Here is a 12,568-nt window from a genome sequence, read left to right as displayed (position 1 = left end):
CCCCGCTTTACTTGATTAAGAACAGGCACGCCCTGAAACCACGTAGAGAGCAAACCATGTTTATCGTAACGGGTGGCACCCAGGGCATTGGCGCGGCGGTGGTTGAAAAACTGGTTGCTGAAGGGCATCAGGTCGTTTTTACCGGCCGGGACGAAAATGCAGGGCAAGCCCTGCAGACACGGCTGAAGACAGCAGTTTTCGTGGCAGGCGATGTCTTAAGTGAGCAGGACTGCCAAAAGGTCGTATCGCATGCAATGACATTGGGAGAGGGCCGACTGTCCGGCCTGGTCAACAGTGCCGGCATGTCCAGCCGTGGTGAGTTCGCCACGATGACTCAGGACACCTGGGATCATCTTTTCGCGGTAAACACGCGCTCGGTGTTTTTCTACATCAAACATGCGCTTCCGGGCCTGCGGGCAGCACATGGCGCGGTCGTTACAGTGTCTTCCATTGCAGGCAAGACGGGTGAACAAGGACTTGCAGCATACTGTGCAACCAAGGCCGCTCTGCTGGGACTCACCCAGGCGCTGGCGTTGGAATATGGCTCAGAGGTGCGCTTCAACGCGGTGTGCCCTGGGCAGATCGCTACGCGCATGATGGACAAGGTTATTCAGGACGCCGCTCATCTTGCTGCGCTTACCTCACGGATACCCGCAAGCCGCCTGGGCTCGCCCCAAGAGGTAGCCGAAGCGATCTACTGGCTGCTGTCGCCTGCATCAAGCTATATCAATGGCGCTACGCTCACCGTTGACGGTGCTGAGACCGCTGGCCTTATGAGCCCAAAACGGTAACGAACAACTCATCCTTCAGCAGGCGTCAGCCTTTACCCCGCCACGTTTTTGGCGGGGCCTAGGCACTAAAAGCGCTTGCCAAGTCCGGGCGGTATGCTTAAGTTAGCGCTATCTCGAAAATTAAAGCAGTTAATCGTCATTGTTTTCGAGATGCATCATCTGGCAAACAAGAGCTACAACATACGAAGCCGCTATCTATTCAGATTTTTTAAGTAAAGATAGCGCTATCTTCGGCTGGAGAATCCTATGAATACGTATATCCCTGCTCTGGTTGTGATGGGCGTGGCTGGTTGCGGCAAGAGTTGCATTGGTGAGGCCATTGCTCAACGCAGCGGTGGCGTCCTGATCGAAGGTGACCAGTTTCATCCTGCTGCAAACATCGCCAAGATGAGTGCTGGCATTCCGCTCACCGATGAAGACCGCGCCGACTGGCTGACTCGCCTGGGTCAGGAAATGGCTGATGCCGTAAACGCAGGTATCAAGCCCGTTCTCACCTGTTCCGCCCTCAAACAGAAGTACCGTGACAAGCTCCGTTCCGCCGTTCCAGGCTTGGGCTTTGTATTTCTGAATCTTACCCGTGAAGACGCAGCCGTGCGTGTTGCCAACCGGCCTGGGCATTTCATGCCTGCAAGCCTGGTGGATAGCCAGTTTGCAGCGCTGGAGCCGCCTCTTCAGGAAGACGCGACCCTCGTTGTGGACGCGACACTGCCCATCGAGGTGATCAGCCAGCAGGCGTCCGACTGGTGGAACGATACGTTTGCGGCTGTTAAAAGCGCCTGATCGGCCGGACTCCCGTTAACGCTTCATCTATAACAATAACATGTGAGGCGACATGTCCGCATGTATGGCTTTGCTCCTTACCTCACCCTCACTGCATGTTGCAGCGAGGGTGTTGACGCTCTGGTAGTCCTCAGGCGTCAGGCGCACACATGTATGGCTTTCGCTAACGACCAACAACAATAGAAAGTGGCCCACCATGACTGAACCTACTGCGCTCAGCGCCAGTATATTGCTCCTCATAGCAGCAGGCGCTGTAATTCTGTTGCTCCTCCTGATTATGCGATTCAAGGTCCATGCTTTTCTGGCGCTTGTGCTGGTAAGTATCCTGACGGCACTCGCGACGCAGATCCCTTTTGACAAGGTAGTCCCGACACTATTGACCGGCTTTGGTAATACCCTTGCCTCGGTGGCATTGCTGGTTGGCTTGGGCGCCATGATTGGACGTCTTCTGGAGATTACAGGCGGTGCCCAGGTTCTCTCCGACACCCTGATCAATCGCTTCGGTGAACACCGTGCGCCCTTCGCACTTGGCGTAGCATCGCTGCTTTTCGGCTTTCCCATCTTCTTTGATGCGGGGCTGATCGTGATGCTGCCGATCATCTTCAGTGTGGCCAAGCGTCTGGGCGGCTCTACGCTGAGCTATGCATTACCGGCGGCCGGTGCATTCGCCGCCATGCATGCGCTGGTTCCGCCGCACCCAGGCCCGGTTGCTGCCGCAGAACTTCTGGGTGCAAACATCGGTTTGCTGGTTATCGTTGGAGCCATCATCGCGCTGCCTACATGGTATTTTGGCGCTTATCTGTTCGGCCTGTGGTCGGGCAAGAAATTTCATGTTGGTATTCCAGCAAGCTTTTTGACCGATGCTGACCGTGATACGACAGTTATCCCGCCCCGCTTCTCTACCGTACTTGCTATCCTGTTGTTGCCCTTGATCCTGATCTTTCTGGATACCGGCCTGAATACCTTGAGCGTTATGGGTACAGTCGATGGCAAAAGTACATGGGTCCAGTTCCTGCGGATGCTGGGCAAGACGCCAGTAGCCTTGCTGATCACCGTGCTCTTTGCATTGATCGTCTTTAGCGGTCGACACAGCCGCAAGCATCTGGAAAAAGTATGTGACGGCGCACTCGGCCCTATCTGCTCCATCGTACTGGTGACGGGCGCAGGTGGCATGTTTGGTGGTGTGTTGCGTACAAGTGGCATTGGCGACGCACTGTCTCAAATGCTGGCAGATACCGGACTTCCGGTAATCGTTGCGGCCTTTGTGATTTCGGCGGCGCTACGGGTAGCCCAAGGTTCGGCAACCGTTGCCCTCACAACCGCAGCCGCGCTCATGGCACCGACCGTAGCCGCAACCGGTGGACTGAGCCAGTTCGATCTGTGCTTTATCGTCGTGGCGATTGCCGGCGGCGCTACTGTGCTCTCCCATGTAAACGACTCTGGCTTCTGGCTGGTGGGTCGCTTCCTTGATATGGACGAAAAAACCACGCTCAAGACCTGGACCGTGATGGAAACGCTCATTGGTACTATCGCTTTCGTGCTGGCCTGGATAGGCAGCCTGATACTCTGACAGAGCGTAAAACCGGACAGGTAAGCAACCACCTGTCCGGAAGACTATCCCAGTCTTGTCGTAAAGCCTTACTGCGCGTAAATCTCGATAATGCTGCCCAACAAGCGGTGCAAGTCGTCCCGATGCCCTGAGCGCGCAGCCGAGGCGCTACCATCTGAGGTCATGACGACCGTCAGCTTCTGGCGGGGCACGATATACAGCATCTGCCCACCGAATCCCCAGCCGTAATACACCTCCTGGTTAGCGATTCGCGTAACAAACCAGCCATATCCATAACCATCCCCGGTATAGCGTGAGTAGGTACGAACCTGCCAGGATTCTTCTACCCAACGGGATGAGATCAGACGGCTACCGTCCTGGGTTACACCCTTCCTCCGGTACAGTTCGCCAAATGCCAGCAATGATCGTGGACTCATGGCCATTTCGTTACCACCGATATAGATACCCTGCGGATCGCGAATCCAGCTGGTAATGGCAAAACCATCAAGAGGTTTCAGCCAGAGTTGGGCCAGTTGCAAGGTCGAGCGCCCGGTTTGTCGGGTCAAAATAGCCGAAAGCAGGTGAGTTGAGCCGGTGGAGTAGATCATGGGACCACCAGGGTCGTTTTCAAAAGGACGCGCCAGGGCAGCTTTCACCCAGTTTCTGCTAGCAACCCAGGCACCATAGTTCGGCCCTGAGGTAGACGCCAGTCCCGCCTGCATGGACAGGAGATTGCCAATCGTAATGTCCTTCAGCCGCAAATCTGGTTTTGCTGGAAGGTCTTCTGACAACAGCGGAGCGATTGTTTGATCAGTCCCTTTGAGAATCCCTTTGTCAATGGCGATACCGATCAGCGCTGATACCACCAGCTTGGAGGCAGATTTGATATTGGTGGGTGTAGTTGTGCGGTGCCCTCGATAACCGCGCTCAGCCATCACCTGCCCATCGTGGCTGACAATCACCGTTTCCAGCTGCCCAAGGGCTTGAGCACCATCCAGTACCTGGGACAAGTTGGGATTGGCAGAGGCGCGGATAGACACCCAGCACAAGACAATAAGCCCCATAGACCTGAAACGTGCCAAACGCCGAACAAGCGGAAGGATCGGAGGCATGACCAGAACCACACTGACCTGAATGACAAATCCGACCGTCATTGACGGACAAACATGCCCTTCAACTCGTTACGTAGCATTTCATTCAGACGTTATATGAGAGTAGAAAATCTTGTGAAGCCTGAACCATCCAGTCACCTAAATTACACTTGGAAGACGCCGACTCGATCCGCTAGCTGACTTGCCAGGCCAGCAAGCTGACGACTGGCATCTGCGATATGTTGTGAGCCTTTTGAGGTTTCCAGGCTTGCCCCATGAATACGGTTGATATTGGTGCTTACCTCTTCTGCCACCACGCTCTGCTGTGCAGACGCTGAGGCAATCTGAGTGTTCATGCTGTTGATTGCGCCTACCTCACGGCTTATACCTTGAAGCGCGGCAACAGCATCCGTTGTCAGCACCTCGGTGTCACGCGCCATGCTTCGGCTTAACTGCATTTCCTTGGCAGCGGTAGCCGTGCCTTCCTGTAGGGTTGCAATCATGCTTTCAATTTCGCGGGTGGATTCCTAAGTACGCGGGGCGAGTGAACGTACCTCATCGGCTACCACTGCAAAGCCTCGTCCATGTTCTCCCGCCCGTGCTGCCTCGATTGCCGCATTGAGTGCCAGCAAGTTGGTCTGCTCAGGCACTGACTTAATGACGGCCACGATTTTCTCGATATCTGCACTGTTGGTAGATACCATCTGTACCGTATTGGTGGCTTGTTCCATAGTCCTAACCAATGCCTGAACCGCCTTGCCTGCATTGACGATCAGCGTATTACCCTGCTCTACCTGTGCCTGTTGCTTGGGCTGCGGAGGCTCCATAGTCTGCAACCTCACCCACCTTCGTCATTTCGTTGACCGCAGCGGTCATCTGTTCAACCTGAGTCGATTGCGTGCTTGGTTTTACGCCCTCGTGGAGACAGGGATAGTAATGCTCATCCAGATCTTACAGATGATGGTGTGCATCAATGATCGGCAAATCGCTCATTGCTATTCTTCTTCGGAGGCCGGTCCTAGATTCAGACGCAGCCTCTTGATTACCACAGCCGACAGGGTCGGCTGTGGTAACTGTAATTAAAGAGATACCTTCAACATGCGTTTGAGCGCGGCACTTATGTCGGCACGGCAGGTGTCGGAACGCTGGCCAGGAAAACGGTCAAACCCATGGAATACGCCCAGGTAAACATGAAGCTCCAGTGGCACACCTGCACGCGAAAGCCGCATACCGTACTACACGTCTTCTTCGAGGAAAAGATCCAGCGCGCCTACTGCCATGAACGTAGTCGGCAGACCGGACAGGTCATCAGCCAATGCGGGCGAGAAGTAACTCATCTGGCTGGCGCTTAGTTCATATGCGCCTTGCATGCATTTCCAGGCAAACTGGTTATCTTCTGGCGTCCAGTAGAATTCTCCCGTACTCGAATTCAACAGAGGTGCCTCATCCGTACCGGTTCGGTAGTCCAACATAGGATAGATCAACACCTGCCCAGCGAGAGGATAACGGCCTCTGTCGCGTGCCAGGAGCGCCAGTGCAGCGGCAAGTCCTCCGCCAGCACTATGCCCCATCACTAATACTCGATGCCTGTCGATCTGGAGTATATCGGCTTGCTTGAAAAGCCATTCCAGACCGGCATAACAGTCCTCCAGCGGCCCAGGAAACGGCGTTTCAGGCGCAAGGCGATAATCAACGCCAACGACCACTGCACCCAATGTTTGGGCAAGCTCAGTCAGGTAATCGTCAACCATGGCCGTGTCGCCAACGACGAAACCACCTCCATGCAGGTACAAAATGGCCGGTCGGTTAGTGTGCAGCTTGGATTCAGGTCGATAAACACATAGCTGAAGACTGATGCCTAGACTCGGACCTGGAATGGCAACTGGGTCATAACCGCGAAACGCTGGGCTCGAGTAACCGGCTCGCAGGCGATCGCGAATCGCGGGTAGCGCTTCTTGGGTCCACGGCTCACCGGGTGGCTGGGCATAGGCCAGATAGTCAGGATCAACTAAAGCATGAGTCTTCATAAGGGAGCATATTGGTCAGGGATTGCAGGAAGACAGAATGACAAGGTAAGGATCAGTGATCCGCACCTTGTCGCTTCAACTACAGCCAACCCTTGATCTGCGCTGCGACCGCTTGGGTGGAAATCCCGTAGCGATCATGCAGAGTGGGCAGCGCGCCAGCATCGAGAAACGCATCCGGCAGCGCGATCTGCCTGAACGTCGGCGTCACACCGTTGCGTAGGAGCAGGCTGGCGACCGCCTCCCCCAGACCGCCCATGATGGAATGGTTTTCCACTGTTACCACAAGCCGCCCCGGCTTTCGGGCCTCCGCCAGGATAGTCTGTTCATCGAGTGGCTTGATCGTTGGTACATGAAGGATGGACGCGTCGATACCGTCTGCACGGAGCTGATCAGCCGCCTCTACTGCACGCATGGTCATGAGTCCTGTCGAGATGATCAACACATCCTTGCCTGGACAGAGCGTCTTGGCCTTGCCGATTTCAAACTTATAGTCGAATCGATCCAGCACGATCGGTACATTGCCACGCAGCAAACGCATATATACCGGGCCATTATGGGCTGCGATAGCGGGTACAGCCTGCTCAATCTCCAATGCGTCACACGGGTCGATAACCATCAGGTTGGGCATGGCGCGGAAGATCGCCAGGTCATCGGTGGCCTGATGGCTCGGGCCATAACCTGTAGTGAGCCCTGGCAAGGCACATACGATCTTGACGTTGAGATTTTCCTCGGCGATGGCCATGCAGATGAAATCATACGCGCGGCGGGAGGCGAATACGGCATAGGTGGTCGCGAATGGCGTGAAACCCTCACGGGCCATTCCTGCAGCGGCGCTCATCAGAAGCTGCTCAGCCATGCCCATCTGATAGAAACGATCTGGATGCGCCTTGGCAAAGATATGCAGATCCGTGTACTTCGCAAGGTCAGCCGAGAGTCCGACGATGTCCTTGCGTTGCTCGGCCAACGCCGCCAATGCATGACCAAAGGGGGCTGGGCGTGTGGGTTGGCCCTCGCTGGCAATGGATGCGATCATGGCCGATGTAGTCAGGCGCTTCTTGGCCGGTTCGGCCGTTACAGTTGCAGAGGTTGGCGTATTCATCAGACTCTCCCGACTTCAAGGGCTTCCAGGGCTTTTTCCCATTCATCCTCGTCCACCCGAATGAAATGGGTCTTGTCACGTGTTTCCAGGAACGGCACGCCCTTACCCATGCGTGTGTCGCAAATGATGACGCGAGGCTGGGGGCCGGAGTGTTGCCTGGCATTATCGAACGCTGTTACCAACGCACCGAGATCGTTACCGTCCACCCGCTGCGTGTACCAGCCGAAGGCCTGCCAGCGATCGACAATCGGCTCGAACGCTAGGATCTCACTGGAACGCCCGTCGGCTTGTTGGTTGTTTACATCGATCACGGCAATCAGGTTATCGAGCTTCCAGTGGGACGCCGACATTGCTGCCTCCCAGGTAGAGCCCTCATTTAGTTCGCCATCAGAAAGCAGGTTGTAAACAAACGCCTCGGAGTGCTTGCGCTTGAGGCCCAGGCACGCCCCTACGGCAATCCCTAAGCCATGTCCCAGAGAGCCGCCTGTGATTTCCATACCGGGGGTGTAGGCAGCCATGCCGGACATCGGCAGACGGCTGTCATCGGTACCATAGGTTTCCAGTTCATCAAGGGGAACGATGCCCGCCTCGATCAGTGCGGCGTAAAGCGCAATGGCGTAATGACCGATAGACAGGTAGAAACGGTCACGCCCTTCCCACTCGGGGTTTTCCGGCTGATAACGCATTGCATGGAAGTAAGACGCGGCGAGCAGATCGGCTGCCCCCAATGCCTGACCGATATAGCCCTGACCCTGCACCTGCCCCATGCGTAAGGCATGGCGGCGAATGTTGTAGGCGCGCTCCGCGAGATCGGGCGCGCCTGTCGGAGCAGATTGTGTTTGCATGGTATGACTCCTTGCTTGAACTCAACGATTGACCAAGGCAGCAGGGATACGGAAGACCAACAGGGCCCCGAATGCCAGCACACCGGTAATGAGATACATGCCAATCGCACTGGAGCCTGTGGACGTGGTGATCCAGCCGATCAGATAAGGTGAGCAGAAGCCCGCCAGGTTGGCGAAGCTATTGACGGCGGCAATGCCGGCAGCAGCCGAAACACCACCCAGCAGATTGGTAGGCAGCATCCAGAACAGTGAGGAGGCAGAGAGAATACCGGCAGCAGCGAGGCAAAGGCTCAGGATGGAGGCGCTGATATGACCACCCAGCATCGCGGCGAGTGTCAGACCTGTCGCACCGGCCACCATGGGAACAGCCAGATGCCAACGACGCTCACGATGTCGATCCCCGCTTCGGCCGGCCAGCAGCATCGCCACAATGGCGCAGCAGTACGGCAAACTTGTCAGCAGGCCGATATGCAAGGGGTCAGCGATACCGGCGTTGCGTACCAGGGTAGGTAGCCAGAACGTGATTGCATACTGGCCCATCACCACACAAAAGTAGATGGATGCCAACAGCCAGAGCCGACGATCACGGATAAACGCACCTGCCGAGGCATGGGTGACCTTATGCTGCTCATCTTCAGCCAGTTCGCTGCTGATCAGTTTCTTTTCATCGTCATCCAGCCAATGGGCATCCTTGACGCCATCCTTCAGGTAACTCAGTACCATCAAACCGACCACAACGGTAGGAACGGCTTCGATCAGAAACATCCACTGCCAACCGGCCCAACCGTGCACGCCGGCGAAACGCTCCATGATCCAGCCGGACAGCGGGCCGCCTACCATGCCGGACAATGGGATGGCGATAAACCACAGTACCGTCATCTTGGCGCGGCGGTAGGACGGGAACCAATACGTGAGGTAAAGCAGCAGGCCCGGAGCTAGCCCTGCCTCGGCAATGCCCAGCAAGAAGCGAAGCACATAGAACTGCCATGCCGTTTCGACAAAGGCAAACAGGGCTGAGATGATGCCCCAGGTAATCATGATCCGGGCGATCCAGCGCCGGGCACCCACCCTGTGCAAAATGATGTTGCTTGGGACTTCGCACAGGAAGTAACCGATGAAAAACATCCCAGCGCCCAGCCCATAGACCGCCTCGCTCAAGGCCAGGTCATTCATCATCTGGAGCTTGGCAAACCCGACGTTCACCCGATCCAGGTAGGCGCAGAGATAGCAGAGCATTAGAAAAGGCATCAACCGCCAGGCTGTCTTGCGATAGGCGTTTGAACGCGCGGTCGCAACCGCGTCGAGGGTAAGTGTCGTCATGGTGTCTGATCTCTTGTTCTTATAGTGGCCGGACGAGTTTTCAGAGACTCGCCGGAACGTCAGAGGCAGCACGAGGGACGAGCCACCCGCAGGCTCGTCCTTGAAACGTCAGTGAATTAGCATCCCGCCATTCACATCCAGTGTGGTGCCGGTCAGGTAACCGGAGAGATCGCTGGCCAGGAACAACGCAGCATTGGCGACATCCTTGGCTTCGCCCAGACGACCCAGCGGAATGCCTTCGATGATGGCGTGACGGCGCTCGTCATGCATCAGACCACCCGTAATGTCGGTTTGGATAAGCCCGGGCGTAATGGAGTTGACGCGTACGTTGTCTGGTCCTAGTTCACGCGCCATCGCCTTGGCCAGACCCAGCACCCCTGCCTTGGCAGCGCTGTAATGCGGACCGCCAAAAATACCGCCGCCGCGCTGGGCCGAGACGGATGACAGGCACACGATACTGCCGGACTTTTGCTGGCGCATGGCAGGAATAACCGCCTGGGACATTAGGAGCGTACCGCGCAGGCTAACGTCCAGCACCTTGTCGTAGTCCTGACGCTGGATATCCAATGTCTTGAGAGGCTGAGTAATACCGGCATTGTTTATCAGAATATCGATACGACCATACTGCTCCAGCACTTTGGCTACCGCATGCTTGACCTGAGCTTCATTCGCTACGTTAGCGGCAAGCCCCAAGTGTTCGGTACCCAGGGACGCCGCCGCAGCAGCCGAGGCGGCCTCATCCAGATCGAGAATAACGACGCGGGCACCGTGCTCAGCAAAGGTTCTAGCAGTAGCTCTGCCGATACCGCGTTCTGAAGCTGCACCGGTGATAATGGCGATCTTGCCTTCGAGTAGCATAGGACTGCTCCTGAATTATTTTTATGGATTCGGCTCAAGGCGGGCCGTTATGTGCAGATTCCTTGGTTCGCAGTGCGCTGGCAATCCTGAAAAAGTCACTCTATGCTGAAAAAAATTCAGCATATAGCGTTGGCACGCTTCAGTATTCACAGGAGGGAACAGACATAATGCCCAGCGAAGGAAATCGCCTATTATCGCTTCCGCCCTTTAAGGCCATCCAAGCCTTTGAAATGGCAGCGCGCCTGGGTAACGTTGCTAGGGCGGCCGAACAACTGGATCTAACGCCTTCCGCGGTCAGTCATCAGATCGCCAATCTGGAAACGTTAATTGGCCGTCCGTTGTTTCGGCGGACAGCCAAAGGCGTGACGCTAACGCCCTGTGGCGAGCAATACCTGAGGGACGTATCTGGAGTCCTCGATACGCTTGCAACAGCCACCCAACGGGCCAGCAGTGATCTCAGTCAGGATTGCCTGCGCCTGCACTCCTCACCTAGCTTCGGCCTGCTTTGGTTACTGCCTCGCCTCGAAGCCTTTCAAGCCAGCCATCCTGACATACAGATCAACCTGTCATGCTCCTACGAGGCGCTACATTTCAGCCGGGACAAGGTCGATCTGGATATCCGCCACGGCGTACCCAACTGGAATACGCTCGAAGTACGAACGATTCGCCATGAGCATGTAGCCGTCATGGCTTCTCCAGCACTGCTGCAGAAACAGCCGATAGCGGCTCCTCACGATTTGCTGACATGCAATCTGATTCTGTCTGAGGCAACCCTGGTCCAATGGCCTCAATGGTTTGCCCAACAAGGTCTTTCACTTCCCGAGGCTCCGTTTTCACTAAGCTTTGACCGTTCCTACATGACACTCGAAGCGGCCAGCCATGGATTGGGTTTCGCACTGGAAAGCACCCTGCTGGCACGTGAATATCTGGAACAGGGCAAGCTCGTCTCGGTATTTGGTGCTGAATTCTGTAGCCCGGTCAGCGCACACCATCTGGTATTTCCCCGCAGCCACTCGGACTTTCCTCGTGTTAGGCGCTTTCTCGCTTGGCTGCAACAGGAGCTTGGTCATGACTTCAGCTACTAGATAAGCGGGGTTATGAAATCCGCCTACACCACTGGAGAACAGGCCGCCGGCAGCCACTATAGGCGGCCCGATGCAGGCATGTGCAACAACTGCTATTCGGCAGTGACACCTGCGAATTTAAGACAGTAGGTGTGATCGATCTGCATACCGATAGGTTGCTGCCCGTTTATGAGCAGACGCCCAAAAACTTCATGATCACCCAGGGAACTCATCTGGGAAACCGTAATTGTTCGAATCCTGAACCACTGACTGCCGTACGCCAGACGGACACCGGCGTAGCACGCCTGACTTCTTGAGAGATTAAGGATGTCTGATGCAGGCATGCTTTCGTTGATGATGATGGAGGCTGCCGCGAAGGGCGGATAGTAAGAGCCCTCGCTGTTTTGAATGGGCTCCAACTCACCGTTCAGATAACGAACAAGGTCACCCATAAGCACAGGTGTCTTCGCAAAGAGTGCCTGCAACAGATCCTTTTCGCTCATCCAATAATAAAAAGCGACCTTTTCTCTGGAGATGATCGCGCCTTCATCAACGGCCACCGTAACCTTGTGCAGCGATATACCGATCTCCTTCTCTCCCGCCGCGATGGCATGAAAGAGTGGGTGCTTTCCCTTATAGGTTGGCAGGTAGCTCGTGTGAATATTGAAGAAGGTGAACCTGCTTAACAGATTGGGCTTGATGATCCGACTGAAATAACAAATGACGCAGAAGTCAATGTCATTAACACCTGCCAGGGCCGTTTCGATGTCCTTATGGGAAGAAGCTACGCTGAGTGGAATATTTCTTAGAACGGTACAGGTTAGAAGGTCGTCATTCAAAAGCTGACTTTCGCAAATGACACCCACAACCTCAAAATCTTGACTGCAACAAAAATAATCTAGAACAGCGGCATTACTGCCCAAAAAAACCATCTTATACGTCATAAGTACTTGCCTGATCGCCATGCCCATATGCTGGCATTTTTAAAACAAGTGACTGTACCGATATACAACAAGCGCTGTAAAGGCATTAATACCTGGATAATAAAAGGATTAATTATTTATATATTAAAACGGACGTTTAACTTTTTTCACCCGGAATATTTTCAAGCCATTTCTCATAATTAAGGAAGTTCTGAAAAAGA

The 12,568-nt window shown here is 55.1% G+C and carries 13 protein-coding genes and 1 pseudogene; 4 read left to right on the top strand and 10 right to left on the bottom strand.

What is annotated here, in order from left to right:
• The first annotated feature begins 56 nt into the window (after positions 1–56).
• The 3 genes from B3729_RS16700 to B3729_RS16690 all read left to right on the top strand — a co-directional run bounded on the left by B3729_RS16700 (position 57) and on the right by B3729_RS16690 (position 3,141).
• Positions 57–791, top strand: coding sequence for an SDR family NAD(P)-dependent oxidoreductase (locus tag B3729_RS16700; RefSeq protein WP_286788443.1), 735 nt, complete (start codon positions 57–59; stop codon positions 789–791).
• A 246-nt stretch (positions 792–1,037) separates the two neighbouring features.
• Positions 1,038–1,571: a gluconokinase gene (locus tag B3729_RS16695; protein WP_219652195.1), complete on the top strand. Its 534-nt coding sequence runs from the start codon at positions 1,038–1,040 to the stop codon at positions 1,569–1,571.
• A 196-nt stretch (positions 1,572–1,767) separates the two neighbouring features.
• Positions 1,768–3,141 carry a GntP family permease gene (locus B3729_RS16690; protein ID WP_286788442.1) on the top strand — a complete coding sequence of 458 codons (1,374 nt, stop codon included), beginning with the start codon at positions 1,768–1,770 and terminating at the stop codon, positions 3,139–3,141.
• A 68-nt stretch (positions 3,142–3,209) separates the two neighbouring features.
• Here the strand turns inward: B3729_RS16690 and B3729_RS16685 are convergent, their stop codons facing one another.
• The 9 genes and pseudogenes from B3729_RS16685 to B3729_RS16645 all read right to left on the bottom strand — a co-directional run bounded on the left by B3729_RS16685 (position 3,210) and on the right by B3729_RS16645 (position 10,360).
• Entirely contained in the window at positions 3,210–4,274 is a 1,065-nt protein-coding gene (locus B3729_RS16685; protein ID WP_286788441.1) for a serine hydrolase domain-containing protein, read from the bottom strand.
• 101 nt (positions 4,275–4,375) lie between these two features.
• A complete protein-coding gene (locus tag B3729_RS16680; protein WP_286788440.1) occupies positions 4,376–4,714 on the bottom strand; it encodes a hypothetical protein in 339 nt (112 codons plus the stop codon).
• 27 nt (positions 4,715–4,741) lie between these two features.
• Positions 4,742–5,038, bottom strand: a pseudogene (locus B3729_RS16675) (methyl-accepting chemotaxis protein); the annotation flags it as partial.
• Between the two features lie 252 nt (positions 5,039–5,290).
• On the bottom strand, positions 5,291–5,440 hold the full coding sequence (locus tag B3729_RS16670; RefSeq protein ID WP_286788438.1) for a hypothetical protein: 150 nt from the start codon (positions 5,438–5,440) through the stop codon (positions 5,291–5,293).
• 6 nt (positions 5,441–5,446) lie between these two features.
• Positions 5,447–6,238 (bottom strand): alpha/beta hydrolase, encoded by a 792-nt coding sequence (locus tag B3729_RS16665; protein WP_286788437.1) that lies wholly within the window; start codon positions 6,236–6,238, stop codon positions 5,447–5,449.
• A gap of 79 nt (positions 6,239–6,317) precedes the next feature.
• Complete coding sequence (locus B3729_RS16660) at positions 6,318–7,337, bottom strand: transketolase family protein (protein WP_286788436.1); 1,020 nt, start codon at positions 7,335–7,337, stop codon at positions 6,318–6,320.
• Positions 7,337–8,182: a transketolase gene (locus B3729_RS16655; RefSeq protein ID WP_286788435.1), complete on the bottom strand. Its 846-nt coding sequence runs from the start codon at positions 8,180–8,182 to the stop codon at positions 7,337–7,339. The genes B3729_RS16660 and B3729_RS16655 overlap by 1 nt, the downstream gene beginning before the upstream one ends.
• A 21-nt stretch (positions 8,183–8,203) precedes the next feature.
• Positions 8,204–9,502 (bottom strand): MFS transporter, encoded by a 1,299-nt coding sequence (locus B3729_RS16650; RefSeq protein ID WP_286788434.1) that lies wholly within the window; start codon positions 9,500–9,502, stop codon positions 8,204–8,206.
• A 108-nt stretch (positions 9,503–9,610) separates the two neighbouring features.
• Positions 9,611–10,360 carry an SDR family NAD(P)-dependent oxidoreductase gene (locus tag B3729_RS16645; RefSeq protein ID WP_019364260.1) on the bottom strand — a complete coding sequence of 250 codons (750 nt, stop codon included), beginning with the start codon at positions 10,358–10,360 and terminating at the stop codon, positions 9,611–9,613.
• Positions 10,361–10,527: 167 nt separating this feature from the next.
• Between B3729_RS16645 and B3729_RS16640 the strand changes: the two genes are divergently transcribed.
• Positions 10,528–11,445, top strand: coding sequence for a LysR substrate-binding domain-containing protein (locus tag B3729_RS16640; protein WP_026003744.1), 918 nt, complete (start codon positions 10,528–10,530; stop codon positions 11,443–11,445).
• 92 nt (positions 11,446–11,537) lie between these two features.
• Here B3729_RS16640 and B3729_RS16635 read toward each other — a convergent pair whose 3' ends face one another.
• The gene (locus B3729_RS16635; RefSeq protein WP_167517177.1) at positions 11,538–12,368 is read right to left on the bottom strand and encodes a formyltransferase family protein; all 831 of its coding nucleotides are present in this window, start codon (positions 12,366–12,368) and stop codon (positions 11,538–11,540) included.
• Positions 12,369–12,568: the final 200 nt, after the last annotated feature.

It is taken from the genome of Pseudomonas sp. UBA3149 (assembly GCF_002364655.1).
Classification (GTDB): domain Bacteria; phylum Pseudomonadota; class Gammaproteobacteria; order Pseudomonadales; family Pseudomonadaceae; genus Chryseomonas; species Chryseomonas luteola.
Note: the sequence above shows the minus strand (reverse complement) of the source record. Positions and strands in the feature narration are given on the sequence as shown.